15 protein-coding genes are annotated in these 18,558 nt (G+C 61.1%); 4 read left to right on the top strand and 11 right to left on the bottom strand.

The window, feature by feature from the left end; genetic code table 11:
* Positions 1-29: 29 nt before the first annotated feature.
* The gene (locus tag AC1DPR_RS00930; protein WP_018854846.1) at positions 30-581 is read left to right on the top strand and encodes a hypothetical protein; all 552 of its coding nucleotides are present in this window, start codon (positions 30-32) and stop codon (positions 579-581) included.
* Between the two features lie 65 nt (positions 582-646).
* Here the strand turns inward: AC1DPR_RS00930 and folK are convergent, their stop codons facing one another.
* The 3 genes from folK to folP are packed head-to-tail and all read right to left on the bottom strand — an operon-like array spanning position 647 to position 2,395.
* Entirely contained in the window at positions 647-1,165 is a 519-nt protein-coding gene (gene folK, locus AC1DPR_RS00925; RefSeq protein WP_018854845.1) for a 2-amino-4-hydroxy-6-hydroxymethyldihydropteridine diphosphokinase, read from the bottom strand.
* A complete protein-coding gene (gene folB, locus AC1DPR_RS00920; protein ID WP_007792223.1) occupies positions 1,158-1,526 on the bottom strand; it encodes a dihydroneopterin aldolase in 369 nt (122 codons plus the stop codon). The genes folK and folB overlap by 8 nt, the downstream gene beginning before the upstream one ends.
* Complete coding sequence (gene folP / locus AC1DPR_RS00915) at positions 1,523-2,395, bottom strand: dihydropteroate synthase (protein WP_018854844.1); 873 nt, start codon at positions 2,393-2,395, stop codon at positions 1,523-1,525. Before folP ends, folB begins: the two co-directional genes overlap by 4 nt.
* Positions 2,396-2,487: 92 nt before the next feature.
* Here folP and AC1DPR_RS00910 point away from each other — a divergent pair, with 92 nt between their 5' ends.
* The gene (locus tag AC1DPR_RS00910; RefSeq protein WP_477815711.1) at positions 2,488-3,114 is read left to right on the top strand and encodes a DUF922 domain-containing Zn-dependent protease; all 627 of its coding nucleotides are present in this window, start codon (positions 2,488-2,490) and stop codon (positions 3,112-3,114) included.
* A 290-nt stretch (positions 3,115-3,404) separates the two neighbouring features.
* On the opposite strand, the gene AC1DPR_RS00905 is transcribed toward AC1DPR_RS00910, so the two are convergent.
* Complete coding sequence (locus AC1DPR_RS00905) at positions 3,405-3,725, bottom strand: 2Fe-2S iron-sulfur cluster-binding protein (RefSeq protein WP_018854842.1); 321 nt, start codon at positions 3,723-3,725, stop codon at positions 3,405-3,407.
* A gap of 204 nt (positions 3,726-3,929) precedes the next feature.
* Positions 3,930-4,298, bottom strand: a complete 369-nt coding sequence (locus AC1DPR_RS00900) for an Hpt domain-containing protein (RefSeq protein ID WP_018854840.1) — start codon at positions 4,296-4,298, stop codon at positions 3,930-3,932.
* Positions 4,299-4,762: 464 nt separating this feature from the next.
* Here AC1DPR_RS00900 and AC1DPR_RS00895 point away from each other — a divergent pair, with 464 nt between their 5' ends.
* Positions 4,763-10,966, top strand: a complete 6,204-nt coding sequence (locus tag AC1DPR_RS00895) for an apolipoprotein A-IV repeat region-like domain-containing protein (RefSeq protein WP_477815616.1) — start codon at positions 4,763-4,765, stop codon at positions 10,964-10,966.
* A 184-nt stretch (positions 10,967-11,150) separates the two neighbouring features.
* Here AC1DPR_RS00895 and AC1DPR_RS00890 read toward each other — a convergent pair whose 3' ends face one another.
* The 4 genes from AC1DPR_RS00890 to AC1DPR_RS00875 are packed head-to-tail and all read right to left on the bottom strand — an operon-like array spanning position 11,151 to position 15,186.
* The gene (locus tag AC1DPR_RS00890) at positions 11,151-11,759 is read right to left on the bottom strand and encodes an ABC-type transport auxiliary lipoprotein family protein (RefSeq protein ID WP_477815615.1); all 609 of its coding nucleotides are present in this window, start codon (positions 11,757-11,759) and stop codon (positions 11,151-11,153) included.
* A 22-nt stretch (positions 11,760-11,781) separates the two neighbouring features.
* Positions 11,782-13,152 (bottom strand): MlaD family protein, encoded by a 1,371-nt coding sequence (locus AC1DPR_RS00885; protein ID WP_018854837.1) that lies wholly within the window; start codon positions 13,150-13,152, stop codon positions 11,782-11,784.
* A gap of 9 nt (positions 13,153-13,161) precedes the next feature.
* The gene (locus tag AC1DPR_RS00880; RefSeq protein WP_037089011.1) at positions 13,162-14,007 is read right to left on the bottom strand and encodes an ABC transporter ATP-binding protein; all 846 of its coding nucleotides are present in this window, start codon (positions 14,005-14,007) and stop codon (positions 13,162-13,164) included.
* 9 nt (positions 14,008-14,016) lie between these two features.
* Positions 14,017-15,186, bottom strand: coding sequence for an MlaE family lipid ABC transporter permease subunit (locus AC1DPR_RS00875; protein ID WP_477815614.1), 1,170 nt, complete (start codon positions 15,184-15,186; stop codon positions 14,017-14,019).
* Between the two features lie 99 nt (positions 15,187-15,285).
* Here AC1DPR_RS00875 and dgcA point away from each other — a divergent pair, with 99 nt between their 5' ends.
* A complete protein-coding gene (gene dgcA, locus AC1DPR_RS00870; RefSeq protein ID WP_477815613.1) occupies positions 15,286-16,269 on the top strand; it encodes an N-acetyl-D-Glu racemase DgcA in 984 nt (327 codons plus the stop codon).
* Here the strand turns inward: dgcA and AC1DPR_RS00865 are convergent.
* Together AC1DPR_RS00865 and AC1DPR_RS00860 are read right to left on the bottom strand one after the other, a co-directional pair.
* A complete protein-coding gene (locus tag AC1DPR_RS00865; protein WP_477815612.1) occupies positions 16,221-17,441 on the bottom strand; it encodes an MFS transporter in 1,221 nt (406 codons plus the stop codon). The two genes, dgcA and AC1DPR_RS00865, sit on opposite strands and share 49 nt — an antisense overlap.
* A 163-nt stretch (positions 17,442-17,604) precedes the next feature.
* Positions 17,605-18,429, bottom strand: a complete 825-nt coding sequence (locus AC1DPR_RS00860) for a UDP-2,3-diacylglucosamine diphosphatase (protein WP_018854832.1) — start codon at positions 18,427-18,429, stop codon at positions 17,605-17,607.
* Positions 18,430-18,558 lie beyond the last annotated feature (129 nt).

The raw sequence follows: 18,558 nt of genomic DNA, 5'->3' as shown, positions 1-18,558 counted from the left end.
TTAAGCGATGGTGTCGCTAGGGAAAATCCATGTATTCGCGCAAGTTTCTTCTTCTTTTCGGCCTGGCTGCGGTGGCGTTGTCACCGGCCGCCGACATGGCTTCGTCGGCGACTGCGGCGACACGTGACAAAGCCTTTTTCGAGTCTGTCGCCGGCACTTGGCGCGGTCCCGGCGAGATCGTTGCCGGAAAGTACAAAGGCACGAAATTCACCTGCAATCTGGTGGGCGAACCAGTGAGCGCCGGAGGTGCTGGCATCAAGCTCGACGGAAGCTGCAGGGTCGGCGTCTTCAAGCAGCCGATGACCGCGCTCATCACCCAGTCGGGGAGTTCCTACAAAGGGAAGTTTCTTGACGGCGCCGAAGGCAAGGGGCTCGACGTCGTGTCAGGTGCTGTCACACAGGATACCGTCGTCGTCGGCCTCAATCGTTCCAAGCTCAACGGCGCCATGATCGCCCGTGTCCGTGACGACAAGACCATGAACGTCACCGTTTCGGTCAAGGTCGAAAGCCAGATGATCCCCGTCATCGGCCTGACGCTGACGCGCCAGGTCGACGAAATCACGGTCGGCTCTGTCGAATAGCGTTCCAACCCCAGACATTCCAAAAGCGGCGGATTTTCCTGCGGATTTTCCGCCGCTTTTGCATTTCAGGCGATATGCCACCAAGCGCTGCTTTGATCGGCCACTTCGATCCCCTGCACATCGGCCTTCGCCAGCCACTCGAGAACGGTTGTTCCTTCGACAAGCATGTCAGGCGCAAAATCGGCAAGCGGCATCAGCACGAAGCCACGGTCCTTCATGCGCGGGTGCGGTAGCTCAAGTCGCGGTGCCGATTGCACCACATCAGCGTAGGTCAGGACATCAATATCGAGCGTTCGCGGCCCCCACCGCTCGATACGCTCGCGCTTCATCGCCCGTTCGATATCGAGGCAGACGTCGAGAAGCGCCTCGGGGCCAAGCGTTGTCTGGATTTCAGCACAAGCGTTGAAGAAATAGGACTGGTCGGTCTTTCCCCATGGCGGCGTCCGATAGAGCCGCGACACGGCTACCACACGACAATCGGAGCGCTGGTCAAGCGCCCTCAATGCCACGGCCATCGCGTGCACAGGCTCGCCGAGATTGCCGCCAAGGCCGAGTGTTGCCGTCTTGAAAATGGACTCAGGCAAAGTGTTCGACGCTCACCTGAACGAAATCCAGAACGCCCGGCACCGGCGCGTTCGGCTTGCGCACCGTAATCTTTGCACGCTTGATTTGCGGAAACTTCGAACACAGCCCTTTGGCGATATCAAGCGCAAGCGCCTCGATCAGATAGCGACGCTTGCCCGTCACGATCTCCTCGATCACGGTGAAGGCAATGCCATAATTGACCGTGTCATTGATGGAATCGCTCTCCAGGGCGTCGCCGGCGACGACGTCGAGCTCGGCATCCACAAAGAAGCGCTGGCCGAGGAACTCCTCTTCGTCGTGAACGCCATGGCGGGCAAAGAAGGCACAGTTCTGAAGCGTGATGGTGTAGGTGGTGCTCATGCCAATTGTCCCTGCTCAAAGCTATAGCGCGCCGCGAGCATAGCATCGGCGATGGCCAAAGCGTCCTTGTTGATTGCGACATCGTGTACACGAAAAATGCTAGCCCCCGCCAAACGCAACAATACGCTTGTCGCAGCCGTTCCCACATCCCGATCGGCGGCTTCCCGACCTGTGATCGCGCCGACGAAACGCTTGCGCGACGTGCCGGCAAGCAGCGGCAACCCCAAGCGGCGCAGTTCTCCGAAACGCGCCATCAGTTCCACATTCTCCTGTATATCCTTGGCAAAGCCGAAGCCCGGATCCAGTACGATGCGATCCTTGGGCACGCCGGCCGCCGAAGCGAGCGCGAGCGAGCGCTCCAGGAAGTAGAACTGGTCTCCGATCACATCCGGAAGCTTCTCCCGATCGCGGCCGGTATGCATCAGGCACAGTCCCGCACTGGTATCGGCTGCGATCCTTCCCACCTCCGGCTCCTTCTGCAACCCGAATACGTCGTTGATTACATGCGCGCCTGCAGCGACGGCAAGCCGGGCGGTCTCAGCGCGATAGGTGTCGATCGAGATCAAGGCATCGGTCTTGCCGCGCAACGCCTCGATCACCGGCAGCACCCGGGCCTGCTCTTCCAGCGGAGTGACGACGTCTGCGCCGGGGCGCGTCGATTCACCGCCAATGTCGATGATCTCAGCGCCATCGCTTACCGCCTGGAGCGCATACGTCACGGCCGCATCGACCGTCTCGTATCGCCCGCCGTCCGAGAAAGAATCCGGTGTCACGTTGACGATCGCCATAAGGACGGCGCGCGCGCCCAGTTCGATCTCGCGGCCATGCCCGACGCGCCAGAAACTGCTCTCAAGCTGTGCCAACGGCATTCATCCTATCGATCGAAAAAGGCGCCCATGATCTTGCACTGGCCGTGGCTATGCCCCAAGCTCCGGCAAACTTCAACATGAGTATCTGCAGAATGCATTCCGTACCGCGTTATATGCCCCTCCTCCTCGGCTTTTCCATGGCCGTAGCGGCGTGCAGCCCCGCTGCCGCCACCGTAATCGCGACGCGAAGCTATTCCTATTTTCCCATCAAGGGCAAAACCGCGGACCAACTCGACCAGCAACTGAGCATCAACGGGCCGACGGCCAGTGGCTCGTCCGCCCGCCACCCGGGTGCGACCAAGATCCGCTTCGGCGGCGATGCGACCTATGTTCAGGCCGGAGGGCGCTGCCGCGTCTCCAGCGCCAAGGTCGCCGTCCATACGCAGATAATCCTGCCCCGCTGGACCGACCGCAAGGGTGCCAGCAAGCAGTTGTCGATCATCTGGGATGCACTTGCGAGCGACATCAAGCGGCACGAGGAGCGCCATGCAGAGATCGCGCGAAACCAGGCGCGTGTCATGGAAAAGCAGATCCTCGCGCTTCCACCGCAGCGCAGCTGCGAGCGTATGCAGGAGCTCGTCACCGACGTATCGACCCGCGGCATCGATGAGCACGACAGGTTGCAGGCCCGATTCGACCGAATCGAAGCCGTCAATTTTCAAAGTCGAATGATGAGACTTCTGAACGATCGGATTAAAATATCCGGCGGCGCAAGGTAGCTGATTCTCAAGCTTAACGCGATCACAAAAGGTTAGCCGCGTAACAAAACTTGTGCGAAACCGCAATCGCCCCAGTGATTTAGTGGTTATTTCTCGGTCTAGCTAAATCAACCATAACGCGGTAATATTCAAACATTCGAAAGTTCAGGTCCGTAAGCCCGAACTTTCGCTCCTGGGTTCTCCTGGCGCGTTGCGAAGCCGCGGATGATCCTCCCTCGTCCGCAGGTAATGCGCCTACCTCGCCTCGCTCGTCTAACGGCAAGCGAGGCTTTTTTTGGACTGTGGTGGAATCAGGCCTGCCGCTCGGGCACGTGAACGACGAGCCCGTCCAGAGCCGCCTTCATTCTGATCTGACAGGAGAGGCGCGACGTCGGACGCACGTCAAAGGCGAAATCGAGCATGTCCTCTTCCATCGCCTCAGGCGAACCGACGCGTTCCGTCCATTCGTCGTCGACGTAGACGTGACAGGTCGCGCAGGCACATGCGCCGCCGCATTCGGCCTCGATACCTGGTACCGAATTGCGCACGGCATTTTCCATAACGGTCGATCCCTGATCGACATCAAGATCGAAGCGCGTGCCGTCGAAGGCGACAATGGTCAGTTTGGGCATGATGATTTCCGGTGGTCGTCAATGGGAGGGTTTGGATTTTTTCTTCCAACAAATCGCCGAGGCAGTCAACATCGACCGCTCGGTGTCCTTCATCACAGATTGAGAAGCGACGCGCTTGTCAAAATGCGCCATGCCGGCGGTCACAAAAAGACCCGCTGCTCCGAAATGGATCAGCGGGCCTCTATTCCGTCAGATTTATAGAACTCAGCGGCAAAGCTTGAGGATAAAATTCTCCGCTTCGATCACGGCAATACCGACCGCCGCCATGCTGGCCGCGTCGCCGCAATTGCCCTCAAGCGCCTCGGCAGCCGCATGGACGCGAAACGCCCCGACAGCTCCGGCCGCGCCCTTGAGGCGATGGGCCGCGGTTTCAACGATCTTGGCGTCACCGGACGATATTTCCTGCAGGCAGGCCCGCGCCTGACGCGCAAACATTTGCAGAACTTCGATTTCCAGGCTCTTGTCGCCCATTGTCTGGTTTGCCAGATGCACCAGATCTACCGGACGCTCCTGCGAAGGCCGAGGTCCCTTGCAAATGTCGGGCGCCGCAAACGCAATACTGACTGCTGCCATGTGCCAATCCTCCGTCGTCCATGCCGACTTTCCACAAAAGTGCGGGCACCGAGTGGCCATCGCGTTAAATTCCGGCACATTCAGGGCGGATTTCTTGAGGTATGGTTAACGCCAGCTAAACGTCTCTAACGCCTTGGTTTCAAGGGCCCGCTTTTATTAAATGATGTTAACAAGACCTTATTATCCGGGAATTTGAGCGGTTGCGTTAATTGTCTAGCAGTCCCGGATGTGTCACTACGATACTACTGGGCGAGCTTTCCGGTACCTGCCTTTGCTCGCCAAGTGGATAATGGTAATGTTTTGATACCGTCTGTATGAAAAAGCAGCTATCCACTCTGAAATGATATGCTTATCCGTCCTCGGCAATGTGGACGGGCGGGCTCAGAGGCTAAGGTTTTGTGCGGGCTCGGCGGGAAGCCCGAGGCGTTGTTGAACCGGCTGGGATGTAACGAGGCGTAACGTAAATGGCGAACAACAAATACAGCGAGTCGATCGAGGACAAGGCGTTCAAGGCATTGGACGAGGCGCTCCAGATCGACTTCGGAGAAGACGATACGCTGTCTCGCAACGGCAAGACCGACGCCCCGGAGGCCAAATTGTCCGAAACACCGAGTGCCCGCAATCAACAAGGCTCCAAGGAGCGCGCGCGCCCCGCCAATACGCCTCGCCAGCCCGAGCAGCCGTCTCGCGCCCCGTCCTTCGCCGCCAACGACGCCAACCGCATATCGCCGGCTACGCTTCTTAAGTCCCTGGAGACCGGCTCCAGCCGATCGGCTGTTCGCAACGCAACCATTGTGTCGCTGCTTTGGATCGTCGGCGGTCTCGGCCTCATGGCCCTGCTCTATTCGCCGCAGATCTGGCAGATCCGCTCGATCGCCGATCTTTTGGCTCTTCCGGGCATTGTTGCCGGCCTCATCGGCATCATCGTGCCGGTGTTGCTGTTCTATGCCTTTGCCGTCATGATGGCGCGCGCCCAGGACATGCGCAACGCAGCACGCTCCATGGCCGAAGTTGCGCTTCGCCTCTCCGAGCCCGAGACCGTCGCTTCCGAACGCATCATGACGGTCGGCCAGGCCGTTCGCCGCGAAGTCTCGGCGATGAACGAAGGCATCGAACGCACCATCGCACGCGCTTCGGAGCTTGAAACCCTCGTCCACTCCGAGGTCAACGCCCTCGAGCGCAGCTACGCCGACAATGAATTGCGCGTGCGCGGCCTCGTCCATGAACTTGGGTCGGAGCGCGAAGCGATCGTCAACCACGCTGAGCGTATCCGCACGTCGATCTCGGGCGTGCATGATCAGCTCAAGGAAGACCTCTCTCTTGCCACGGAAGAGATCGCGATACGCCTTGCGACCTCGGGCGAAGCATTCGCCTCGATGATCGACACGCGCGCGGCGGCGATCACCGAAAAGTCGGAATCGGCCATCCAGTCGCTCGGCACGCTGCTTGCGGCAAAGACGGATTCACTGCTGCAAACGCTCACCTCCTCCGGATTCGCACTCACCAACGAATTCGACACGCGGCTGGATACCCTGGCGTCGAGCCTGAGCGAGCATGGAGAGCTTGTCCTTCGGCAGTTCGAGACGCGTGCGTCCACGATGGACAGCAACGCCGAGAAGCTGAACGCCGCGCTGAACGACCGTGCCCGCCAGTTGAACGAAATCCTGATCGCCCGCACCCGCGAGATCAACGAGAGCCTGACCGGTGGCGAGCGCACGATCAGCACCACGCTTGATGACGTTCTCTCCAAGCTCAACAGCGCGCTCGACGAGAAGGGTTCGACCTTCCGCCAGAGCCTGCAGTCGAGCGTCGACGACACCATCATGGATCTCGACCTTCGTTCCGGCTTCTTTGACGAACGGCTGCAAGCGACTGTCGCGCAGCTCTCGACCTCGTTCGATGAGCGCGTCGCGGAATTCGCCAATGCCTTCGACAAGCGTGCCGGCTCGCTCGACACGAAGCTCATGGAGAGCCTCAACCGCATCAACGACACCATGACCGGCGGTTCGGAGTCGCTGAACGGCATTTTGAGCTCGAGCATCGAACGCCTTGGCGCGTCGCTGACCGATCAATCCTTCGCACTGGCCACTGCCCTCGCGACCAGCCAGGAAGTTATGGAAAGCTCGCTGGCAGGCAAGGTCTCCGAGGTCACCGAGGCTATCCATACGCACACGACAGGCATGACCTCGGCGTTGAGCCACGCCACGTCCGAAATCTCCCTGGCGCTTGCGTCGGGCACCTCGGAACTCCACAATAATCTCTCCGCACGCGCGACAGAGTTCCGCGAAACATTGCTGTCCACGACCTCCGATCTCAGCTCGGCCGTCTCCGCGGGCACCGAGCAAATTACGTCGGCCTTCGGCCGCGCCGACGATCTGAACACGATGATCTCCAAGCGCGCTGCCGATATCACGCACGCGCTCGATTCCGCGCATGAGCGGATCGACGGCGTTATGGCCGATCGCGGAGGCGCGCTGACTGCCGCCCTTGCCGACAGCCACGACCGCTTTGAGAGCACCCTGGCAAGCCGCTCGGACGCAATCATCAGCGCCGTCTCGGGCAGCCATGAGCGCCTTGCGGACGCACTCGACGACAAGGCCATGACGCTGGCCATCTCGCTGGATGAGAGCCAGAACCGCTTCGAGGATGCGATCGCCAAGCGTGCGGAAGCGATTGCCGCTTCGATCGCCAGCGGCCATGAGAAGCTCGCCGATACTCTTGATGACAAGGCAATGGCCCTCGCCATCTCCCTCAACGAAGGCCAGTCGCGCATTGAAGACACGCTCGGCCATCACGCCGAAACGATCAGCAACTCGCTTGCCGGCGGGCACGACCGGATCACCGAGGCGCTTGATGACCGTGTCATGGCGCTTGCGGTATCGTTGAACGAAGGTCATAGCCGCATCGACGAGGCGCTTGCCCGGCGTGTCGATACCATCGCGAATTCGATTGCTACGGTCCAGGACCGCCTCTCGGATACGCTGGACGAGAAGGCCATGGCGCTCGCGATCTCCTTCGGAGAAAGCCAGAGCCGTTTTGACGATGCACTGGAAGCCCGCACCAACGCCTTGCTCGACACCGTGGCCGGCGCCGAGTCCCGGGTTGCCGGCGCCCTCGTCGACAAGTCGGACGCCATCCGCAGCGCCTACACGGAAAGCCAGGAACGCCTCGAGCGTTCCCTGAACGAACACGCATCGACGCTTGCAGGCACGCTGTCGAGCGGCAGCGATCGGATCGAGCAGCTGGCTGGCAGCGCCGCGGCCCGCATCGAATACAACCTCAGCAATGCGCATCAGAAATTGGAAACACTGCACGGCGACGCTGCCGCCCGCATCGAAAGCGGTCTTGCGGCTGCGCATGATCGTTTCGAAGCCCTGACCGGCAATGCCGCTACGCGCATCGAAAGCGGCTTGGACTCGGCCCATGAACGCATCCGTTCGACGCTGGCCGATCGCGAGCAGGCTATCAACCTCGCCCTCACCGACGCCCACAGCCGTATCAGCGATACGCTCTCCGATCAGGCGACGACGATCAGCGCCTCGATTGCCACCAGCGTCGGCATGCTGGAAATGTCCCTGGAAGACCATGAAGTCTCGCTTCGCCAGGCGATCGACAACAGTGGCCGGGCCCTGGAAGACCGCCTGCGCGACAGCACCGGTCACATTGCCGGCCGTTTCCAGGAGGCTGCTGGCGAGATCTCGCGTTCGGCAGAGACCTTCTCTTCACAGCTTGACCAGTCGATCGAGGGCATGACGGGCCGCTTTGCGGAAACCGGCTCGCGCGTCGAGGCCGGCCTTGCCGCCCTCGAAAACCGCATCCGTGACGGCGTCGGCGGCGTGGCCGAGCAGGTCGACGCCGCTGGCGGTCGCCTCTCCAGCACTTTGTCCGACGGCATTTCCCGCCTCGGAACGCTCGGCGAAGACGCAACGAACCGTATCGCTGCGGCGATCAACGACAGCGCCACGAAGTTTACCGAAACGATCGATGGCCGCACCGCCAACCTCACCTCGGAGATCGACTCCCGTACGGCCAGCATCGACGAGGCGATGGAACGCGGCAGCGTCCGCATCGAGGAGCGCCTGTCCACGATGGACCGGGCCCTCACAGTCGGCCTCGACGCCGTCAATCGCACGATCGAAGGTAAGGCTGCCGGGCTCGCCGCTTCGCTGCGCAGCGCCGTCGCCGAGACGACGAAGGGCATCGACGACGAAGCAGCCCGCGCCGCCGAAAACCTAGGCCGCACCGGCCAGCAGTTTGCCGAAGGCCTCGACGCCAAGAGCAACGAGTTCGCCCGCACGATCGAAGAGCGTTCCGAGCAGATCGTCGGCCGCGTCTCCGACGCCCAGAACCGTTTGGCCGGCCAGGCAGCCGCCGTTGCCCAGACTTTCTCGGAAGCCGGCAATGCCATTATCAAGAAGGTCGCCGAGGCCGAGACCCTCGTCAGTGGCCAGGTTGGCGCTATTTCCCGCGCCCTCGGCGACGCCCAAGCGACTTTCGAAAACCATGGTGCCGGTATCCGCACGACGATTTCCGACGCAAGTCAGGAAATTACCTCAACCATGGCAGACGTCGAACGTGCTCTGGAAGCACGTGGCAATGCAATCCGTTCGAACCTCGAGGATCGCACGCGCGAAATCGACTCGACGCTGACCAATGTCGAAAAGGCGCTCGAGGCGCGTGGCGACGCCATCCGCTCGACGCTCGACGATCGCACCCGCGAGCTCAATTCGATGCTGTCCGGTCGTTCCACGGAGCTGTCGCGCATTCTCGAGGAGACGGCGCGGCCGCTGATCGACCGCTATGCCGAAGCAGGCAAGGACGCCGCCGCGCGCATTACGACAGCGACGGAACGCAGCACCGAGCGCCTGCGCAGTGAGAATGAGGCGCTCGTCAACGCAATCACGGCACGGACCGAAAGTGCATCCTCGGCCGTCGACGCGATGGAAAACAGCCTGCTTGCCAACGTCAACAAGCTGATCGAACGCCTGTCGGACAACAGCTCAGCTATGGGCCAGGTGATGAGCCGTGCCGCCGAAAATCTCGCGGCAGTGGATGGCCGCCTCGGCGATACGACGTCGCGCTTCACCGAGTCTGCCCAGAAGGCCGCCGAAATGGTGTCTGCCTCGACGCGCCTGCTCGAAGGCAAGGTCGACCGCCTCTCGGACATTTCGGGCCAGACGCTTGCCCAGGTCGGCGGTATCATCGGCCGGTTCGACGAACACTCCAAGGTGCTCAGCCAGGCATCCGGCCTGCTGGCAGCCGCTCAATCCAACCTCGTGTCAACGCTCGAGGATCGCGAAAGCGCCCTCCAGAACCTTTCCGTGGGACTCGTCCAGCGCTCCGAGGAAATCGAACGGACGATGCGTGCCCTGGGCGGCATGGTCGAATCCGCATTCGACCGCGCCGAACAGCGCTCCAACCAGGTCAGCGGAACGCTGCGCGAAAGCGTGCAATCCTCGTTCTCCGACATCGGCCGCGTTCTTTCCGAAACCGAAAAGCGGGCTGAGGAAGCCGCCTCAACGATGCGCGCTGCGATCGTCAAGGCCGGCGAAGACGCAAATGCCACAATCGACGGCGCCTTCGGCAACGCCGAACGTCGCTCCAGCGAGCTTTCCAGCCGCTTGCGTGGCGGCCTGACGGCCTCCCTGTCGGAAGTCGAGCGTATGCTGGGCGAGGCAGGTCGTGCATCCGACGGCGCTGCCCAGACCATGCGCGAGTCGCTTCGCGAGGCAGTCGAGGAGGCAGTATCCCGCTTCTCCGGCGCCACCGAGGAGATCCGCCGCTCGGCCGGCGATATCCGCAAGGAACTCGACATGACCCGCAGCGAATTGAAACGCGGTGCATTCGATCTTCCGGAAGAGGCCAAGGAAAGCGCTGCTGCCATGCGCCGCGCCGTTGCCGAGCAGATCAAGGCTTTGCAGGACATCTCGCACATCGTTGGCCGCTCGACGCAGCAACTGGAGATCTCCGAGCCTGCGCCGCGGGCCATTCCTCAGCCTCAGCCTGCGCCACGCCCGGCTCAGCCGGCCGTTACCCAGCAGGCGCCCCAGCCCACCCCTCCCGCAGCCCCCGCCCCGGCTCCGGCAGCAACACCCTCGCCGATCGAGAACCTCGGTCTGCGTGGCTCCCTGACGCATGCAGCAGCAACGCCGCAGCGCGCCCCCGTTGCCGCTCCCCCGGCAAGCGGCGGCTGGATCAGCGACCTCCTGCGTGGTGCATCGCGCGATGAGACCGCCGAGGAAGCTCCAGCACGGCAACCAGCCCCACGCGCCGAGGCTGCCGCGGCGGCACCTGCCCGCGCGGCCGATAGCCGCAATCCGCGCCACGTCGTCGAGTCGCTGAACTCGCTTTCGGTAGATATCGCGCGTGCAATCGATCATGACGCTTCGGTCGATCTGTGGCGTCGTTACCAGCGTGGCGAACGGGACGTCTTTACGCGCCGCCTCTACACGCTGAAGGGCCAGCAGACCTTCGACGAGATCAAGCGCAAGTATGATCGCGAGCCGGAGTTCCGCACCGCCGTCGATCGTTATATCGCCGATTTCGAGAAGCTCCTTTCTGATGTTTCCCGCGGCGATCGCGACAAGACGATCACGCAGTCCTATCTGACCTCGGATACCGGCAAGGTCTATACGATGCTTGCTCACGCCGCAGGGCGACTGGGCTAAGCCACACTCAAGGAACAAATGAAATGGCCGCCCAAGAGGCGGCCATTTTCATCTCGGGCGATTGTCCTGACGTCGCTCTCTGCGAAAGGTCGGGTCGGGTCGTGGACGGTGGATCGTGTTACGCCATCGCGCTAGGCCGGCACGCGCCAGCAGGCACCTTGTGGTGCATTGCCGGCGCCCTCTATCAGATCGACTGGAGGGTCCAGTTCACGATCTCAGCCGTCACGCTCGCGAACGCGCGATCGAGACCCTTCACAAGACCGTCGTTGGACCCATTGGCCGGCACCGCTTGTCTGAACACTTTCTGGGTTCTCACGGTGCCATTCCGGTCGTTCACGATCTTGGCCGAAATCTCGACGACCGCGTGGCTGCCACCGGTCGTGTCGATCTCGAAAGCGCGGATATCGGTCACGAGCTGATAGTCGATCGCCAGTCCCTGCCCGGGCACGCCGACGCCGCCGAGCTTGCCTGAGTTCTCGTAGGCTTCGACGAGCTTTGCTTGGACCATGCGCGGCAGCTTGTCGCCCCATTGCGCCTTGGAAAGGTACTGTATCTGCGACGGCGCCACCCGAATGACGATCTGTTCGCTATCGATCGCCCGCAACGCAGTTGGCTGCTGCACCAGGATCTGCCGGCCCCTGGCCGCCGGCCCACTGCCAGTCACCGACGCGGAGAGGTCGTAGGTGTCGTTCCTGGCAGCCGTCCCACAGCCTGCCAGACTCGCCAATAGCGGCAGCGTAATCGCGGTCGTCGATAGCCACGAACGACGCTGCAACAGATCCGATACGGCCATATGCGCTCCCCTAATATCCCTATTAACGCCGCGTCCGGCCGTCATATTGCTTTACGGTATCCCCACCGAAGATCAGCCGCTGCGGATTGCGGTCAAAATTGCCGATCGCATCGTTGAGGTTTTGCACGGTGGAGCGCGTGTCGTTGATGAGCGACTGCACATCGCGCAGCCCACCGCTGGAAAATTTCTGCAAGTTGTCCGCAATAGGACCGATGCGCGAATTCAGATTGTCGGCGACCTTCTTGAATGAGGTGAGCGTGTCGCGCGCCTGCGCAAACAGCGACTGCGTATTGTCCGTACCGAGCAGCGCGTCCAGCTTGATCAGAATGCCGTCGACACGTGTGGAGGCCGCGTTCAGCTTGTTCGCCATCTGCGAAACATTCTGGATCGTCTGGTCGATGTCCTTCTGCCGAGCCGAAACAGTGTTCGCGACGTCCTTGATCGAAGCGACTGCGGTGCGTGCGTCCTTTGTTGCCTGGGAGATATCGTCGACGGATCCCTTGACCTTCGCCGGGTCGATCTGCGCGACCAACGTATCTACTCGATCGAGCGTCGCCTGCGCCTTCTTGCCGAGGTCGTTGTAGGTCGTCGCCGTTTCCTGGAACTTCTGGATCGCTCCCTTGAAGTTTCCCGAAGCATCGGCAACGTCGCGGCTGACTTTCTCGGCATTGCTGAGAATGGTGTCGATCTTCTTCGCGTCGACGGCCTTCACGAGGGCCTCGACCGCTTCCAGCGTCGAGTCGACACGACCCGAGACCTTACGCACGGTCTCGGAGAGTTGGCCGACACTCTGCAGGAACGAGTCGATGTTGCCTGAGTTCTTGGCCAGTGCATCGGAGAAGGTCTCGGCATTCTGCAATGTCTTCGTCAGCGGCCCGCGTGCATCCGTCACAAAGCCCTGAATCTGCCCGACAGCATCGTTCGCTCTGTCAAGAATCTTGTCTGCCGTCGCCAGAAGGTTCGTGACACTCGACTGATCCGCGACGATGACCGCTCGCTTTCCGGTCTCGAGGGACTGTTGAAGGATGTTCTTTTCGCCGATCCTCCCGCCCGAAAGTTCGATATAGGCAGCACCCGTCAGACCCTGGATTTCAAGGATGGCTTTCGTCGAGGGATAGATAGGCGCGTCGACCCGCACCTCGGTGAACGCCAGTGAGAAACTGGGATCGTCGGCATCGATGGACAGCGACTTGACCGAACCGACCTGAATGCCGTTGAACCGCACCGGCGAGCCGACGCTCAAGCCGTTCGCGGAGCCGGGAATCCGGACGATCAGTTCGGCCATCGGCCCACCGCGCCCATATTCCGCCATCCAGTAAACGAAACCGAACGCCGCCGCGATAACGAGCACCGTGAAAAAGCCGACAATCGTGTAGTTCGCTTTTGTTTCCATCGTATCCGCTCACTTCCCGCGGCTATCTTGCGCCAGGCTGTCCTTGCCTGCGTGGCCACGCTGCGGCACGACCGAACGCGCCCGCTTGCCCTTGAAATAAGCCTGAACCCAAGGATCGTCGCAGGCCAGCATGTCGTCGATCGTTCCCTCGACCAATACCCGCTTCTTGCCAAGCACCGCAATCCGGTCACAGACCGAGAAGAGACTGTCGAGGTCGTGCGTGACCATGTAGACGGTCAGGCCGAGGGTGTCCCTGAGCCTTGCGATGAGCTCGTCGAACTCCGCGGCACCGATCGGGTCGAGGCCCGACGTTGGCTCGTCAAGGAAGACCAATTCCGGATCGAGCGCAAGCGCGCGTGCCAGCGCAGCACGCTTGATCATGCCGCCCGAAAGCTCCGACGGGTATTTGTCGGCGGCATCAGCCGCAAGCCCGACGAGGCGGATCTTGAGCTGCGCGAGTTCGTCCATCAGCGACTGGGGCAGGTCCAGATACTCGCGCATTGGAACCTGGATGTTCTCCCGGACGGTCAGCGACGAAAACAGCGCCCCCTGCTGGAACAGCACACCGAGCCGCATGTCGAGCGCGTTGCGCTGCGGCTCGTCCAACTCATCGAAGTCCTGACCGAGAATCTTGATCGTTCCAGAGCGCCGCGGCAGCAACCGAAGCACCGTCCGCATCAAGACCGACTTGCCCGTTCCCGACGCTCCGACAAAACCGAGAATTTCGCCGCGATAGATATCCAGATCCAGATGGTCGAGAACAACCTTCGACCCGAAAGCGACGGTCACGCCGCGCGCTGATAGCACGACATCTCGCCCCTCGTTGTTTCCGGTCTCTGTATGCTGCCCGTCCACGTACAATCCTTAGAAATTGATGGCCGCATAGAACATGGCAAAAAGCCCGTCCATGAGGATAACGACAAAGATCGCCTTCACTACCGCCGCGGTCACGTGCTGGCCAAGCGACTCGGCGCTGCCGCCTACCTTTAAGCCCTCGACCGCCGCAACGATACCGATAACCAGCGCCATGAACGGCGCCTTGATCATCCCGGACAGCACCGTCGACAGCGTGATCGCCTCATGCAGGCGGGAGACGAAGTTGGCTAAGGTGATGCCGGAATAGGCCCAGGCGACCACGGCTGCGCCGGCGAGCGAGGCAAAGTTCGCGATGACCGTCAACAGCGGCAGCGCCACCGTAAGGGCAACTAGGCGCGGGAAAATCAGCACGCCCACGGGATTGAGCCCCATGACCTTCAATGCGTCCACTTCCTCGCGCATCTTCATCGAGCCGATTTCAGCCGTGATGGCGCTGCCCGAGCGGCCGGCAATCATGATGGCGGTGAGAAGCACACCGATTTCGCGAAGCTGCAGGATACCGACTAGATCGACGACGAAGACTTCGGCGCCAAAATAGCGGAGCTGAAAGGCGCCCTGCTGCGCGATGATCGCACCAATCAGAAACGACATCAGCAATATGATCGGCACCGCGCGCACGCCCATGTGGTCGATCTGGTTGACGATCGACGCCGGCGATACGCCGCTGCCTCGCCCGAATTTCATTTGCGCGCCGCGGACAGCGGAGCCGAGGATATACATCGCGGCCGCGAGGTTGTTCCAGAGCTCGGAGGTGATCTTGCCGATCGGTGCGAAGATCCGCTCCGGCCAGCTTGCGCTTGGCTGCGGCTCCTGCTCGGGCTGCGGCGGTTCCTCGGAAAACTCCGCGATCATCTCGTCGATATGGGTGTTACTGCCTTCGAAGCGCACGGTCCCACCGGCGCCTTCCACCTGCTTCTTCAGCCGGCAGAGCAGCCAGACGCCCGCGGTGTCGATATCGGTCACGCCTGATAGGTCGAGTGTCACCTCGCCGCTTCGGCTGGCGGTAAGCTTGTCGAAGTCACGCAAAACGAGATGCAGGTTGGCGCTTCGCCAGTTCCCTTCGATATGAACGAACTGACCCGCGCCATGGCTCTGGTCGTCCACATGCAGTGAGGCGGCGTTACGGGTTTCGGACTTCAAAACGCTTGTGTCTTTCAAGGCTTACGGCGACATTGCCGACTCGCGAACTAACGGTTCGCCGCTTCGGATCAATATACCCAAGCCGCACCAAATTTCCATGCGCGCAGGATTGCAAATATGCCACGGTCACTTCAAATTCACACGGATTCCTTCCCCATAGCGGGCACATTCTCGATCTCGCGGGGCGCCAAAACGTCGGCAGACGTGATCCTCTGCATAATCCGGGAAAACGGGTTTGCCGGCCGAGGCGAATGCGTTCCCTATCGCCGTTATGGCGAGACCATGGAAAGCGTGGCAGCACAGATCGAAGCGGCAAAGCCGTTGATTGAAGCCGGCCTGACGCGAAAGGAACTTCAGCGAGCTATGCCTCCCGGCGCCGCGCGCAATGTCGTTGACTGCGCCCTCTGGGATCTGGAAGCCAAGAGTTCGGGCGAAACCGTGATCATGGCGCTTGGCCTGGCGCAGCCGCAGCCGCTGACGACCGCCTTCACGATCTCGCTCGGCGAACCTGACGTCATGGCCGCACAGGCGCGCGCAAACGCCGATCGGGCCCTCCTGAAGGTCAAGGTCGGCACCGGCGATGACGAAAGCCGTATCCGCGCGGTTCGCGAGGCAGCGCCCAATGCGGCGATCATCCTCGATGCCAATGAGGGCTGGCCTGACGAAACGCTTGAGCATCATCTGCGCATCGCTGCCGATATGGGCGTCGCCTTGGTCGAACAGCCGCTGCCGGCCGGCAAGGATGAATTTCTGGCGGAGATCCGTCGTCCCGTCCTCGTTTGCGCGGATGAAAGCGTCCACCATACCGGGGACCTCGCCAGCCTTCGCGACCGCTACGACGCGATCAATATCAAGCTCGACAAAACGGGTGGCCTCACGGAGGCGCTTGTGATGAAGAAAGAGGCGCAACGCCTTGATTTCAAGATCATGGTCGGCTGCATGGTCGGCACGTCGCTGGCAATGGCGCCAGCCGTGCTGCTGGCCCAGGACGCCGAGTTCGTCGACCTCGATGGACCGCTGCTGCTTGCTCGCGACCGCGAACCGGGACTGCGTTATACGGCCTCTCTCGTTTTCCCGCCGGAAACGACGCTCTGGGGCTGAAGATAGTAAGCCGCGATAACCAGCCCGAGACCGGTCAGGGCGACGAGTGCCATCACGTAGTAGCTTGCGAGGCCGAGCCAAGCGTAGATGTAACCGGAGGCGATGGTCATCAGCCCCATGAACATGCCGTTGTAGAAGAAATACGCGCCCTGCGCCGACGATTCCTGCGTCTCCTGCACCGAGGCGACGATACGTGTCTGCACGCCCGTATGCACGAACGCATAGGTGCAGGAATGCATGCACTGAAGCAGGAAGAAGCCCCAGAACCCCCAATGCATCGGGAACAGAATCCAGCGACACACGCTGACCGCCGCCCCGAACCGGATTAGCGTCCAGGCGCTGAACCGGCGGTTCAGCCGGCGGGAAAGAAAGAAGACGGTCACTTCGGCCGCAACGCCAGCACTCCACAAAACGGCGATCTCAGTGCCGGAAAAGCCGAGTTCTCGCCAGTAGAGGGATGCGAAGGCCTGCAGCACCGCGTGGCTCGACTGCTGGATTGCGACCCCGATCAGCAACGCCAACAAATGGGGCTGGCGCAGAGAACTCCCCGTTGCAGCCGAGATATCGACAGGTATCCCGCGCCTGCGCGTCGGGCCGATCCGGGGACAATAGATAGCCATCACAACAGTCATAACAAAGCCAAAGGTCATGACAGGCAACACCATCTCGCCACCCCAATGCCCGATCAGCTGCCCGCCGATCAGAGTGGAGACGATGAACGCTACCGACCCCCATACCCGCATGGAGCCGTAATCCAGACCCCAGCGCCGCACTCCGGAGATCACGATCGATTCGACAACCGGGACATAACAGGCAAAGGTCGCTCCCTGGATCGTGTAGACGATCAGCACCGGCCAGAATGTGTTCGTCCAGTAGAGCGCGATGGCTGTCAGCAGCGACAGGACTCCGGAAAACAGCAGCACATCCGCTCGCTCCCTCATCCGGTCGGCATACATCGCCACGATCGGGGCGACGAGCACGCGCACGACCATCGGCACCGCGAGGATGACGCCGATCTCGTGGTCGTTGAATTCGTGCTGTGCAAGCCACATCGGAAAGAAGGGCAACGCAACGCCATTGACGAGCAGGGGCGCGCAGTAAGACAGGGCACTGAGAAGCCGAAAGCGCGGCGGGGCGCCCTCGCCTGTCTGAGGGTTTTGAGTGGGAATCATTAGGTGGACCTGCAGGAAACTGAACGCTGCCTATCACGTCAACCTAAGGGCGACTATGGCAAGAAATTGCCCGATTGAAACGTTTAAAAAAATAAATAGGGCCTGTCGCAAAGACACAACGGGCTAAACTGATGCATTGAATTGCTGGCTTGGGAGATTGCGCCTAAGCGGCTTGCCGGGCGACGTCCTTTTCGCGATGCCCGATCGCCATCGGGACCGCCTGCGTACCGCTCATGGAACGCCATTCGATCAATTCAAAGGCGCCGTCTTGATGCTCGGCGATCGCCGTACAGCTTTCGACCCAGTCTCCAGTGTTGATGTAACGGATCCCGTCCATGTCTTCCATGACAGCGTGATGAATGTGGCCACAAATCACGCCGTCCGCACCGTGCTTACGGGCTTCGTCGGCAACGACGCGCTGGAACTCGCCGATGAAATTGACTGCATGCTTCACCTGAAGCTTGGCCCATGCGGAAAACGACCAGTACGGCATCCCCATCCGGCGACGGATTGCTGCTAGGCCAATATTGATTATGATCGCCATGTCGTATGCCCAGTCGCCGAGATAGGCGAGCAGGCGGGCGTTGCGCACCACGACGTCGAACTCGTCGCCATGCAGCACGAGGTACTTCTTGCCGTCGGCCGCTTCGTGCATGATGCGCTCGGCAACCTCGATGCCACCGAAATGGGTGCCTGGAAAGTCACGAAGGAATTCGTCGTGATTGCCGGGGATATAAACCACCCGCGTGCCCTTGCGCGCCTTGCGCAGCAGCTTCTGGACCACGTCGTTGCAATCCTGCGGCCAGTACCAGCTGCGCTTCAGTCGCCAGCCATCGATGATATCGCCGACGAGGACGATGGTATCGGCCTCGTGATGCTTGAGAAAATCCAACAGGAAGTCCACCTTCGCGGCCTTGGAGCCGAGATGCACATCGGAAATGAAAAGCGTACGGAAGTGCCGCGTATCCATATTGTCCCTCACAAGCATCCTGCTCGTGTCCCATGGTTCACCTGACCTTCCAAAACCAGAGTCGTGTTTCAGGAAGATGACATCCGGTTGTCACGCCCGATTTTCCCGGTCTCTACAGACCTGCGCTCCCCCCACGGCAGATTTGCG

The sequence above is a fragment of the Rhizobium sp. 01T417 genome, assembly GCF_056398905.1.
This window is presented reverse-complemented; position numbering and strand designations above follow the sequence as displayed.

Coding starts and splice junctions, on each gene's coding strand:
- AC1DPR_RS00860 (WP_018854832.1), bottom strand. CDS start 18,429: ATGCTTGTGAGGGACAATATGGATACGCGGCACTTCCGTACGCTTTTC.
- AC1DPR_RS00895 (WP_477815616.1), top strand. CDS start 4,763: ATGGCGAACAACAAATACAGCGAGTCGATCGAGGACAAGGCGTTCAAG.
- AC1DPR_RS00890 (WP_477815615.1), bottom strand. CDS start 11,759: ATGGCCGTATCGGATCTGTTGCAGCGTCGTTCGTGGCTATCGACGACC.
- AC1DPR_RS00865 (WP_477815612.1), bottom strand. CDS start 17,441: ATGATTCCCACTCAAAACCCTCAGACAGGCGAGGGCGCCCCGCCGCGC.
- dgcA (WP_477815613.1), top strand. CDS start 15,286: ATGCCACGGTCACTTCAAATTCACACGGATTCCTTCCCCATAGCGGGC.
- folB (WP_007792223.1), bottom strand. CDS start 1,526: ATGAGCACCACCTACACCATCACGCTTCAGAACTGTGCCTTCTTTGCC.
- AC1DPR_RS00905 (WP_018854842.1), bottom strand. CDS start 3,725: ATGCCCAAACTGACCATTGTCGCCTTCGACGGCACGCGCTTCGATCTT.
- AC1DPR_RS00885 (WP_018854837.1), bottom strand. CDS start 13,152: ATGGAAACAAAAGCGAACTACACGATTGTCGGCTTTTTCACGGTGCTC.
- AC1DPR_RS00900 (WP_018854840.1), bottom strand. CDS start 4,298: ATGGCAGCAGTCAGTATTGCGTTTGCGGCGCCCGACATTTGCAAGGGA.
- AC1DPR_RS00930 (WP_018854846.1), top strand. CDS start 30: ATGTATTCGCGCAAGTTTCTTCTTCTTTTCGGCCTGGCTGCGGTGGCG.
- folP (WP_018854844.1), bottom strand. CDS start 2,395: ATGCCGTTGGCACAGCTTGAGAGCAGTTTCTGGCGCGTCGGGCATGGC.
- AC1DPR_RS00910 (WP_477815711.1), top strand. CDS start 2,488: ATGCATTCCGTACCGCGTTATATGCCCCTCCTCCTCGGCTTTTCCATG.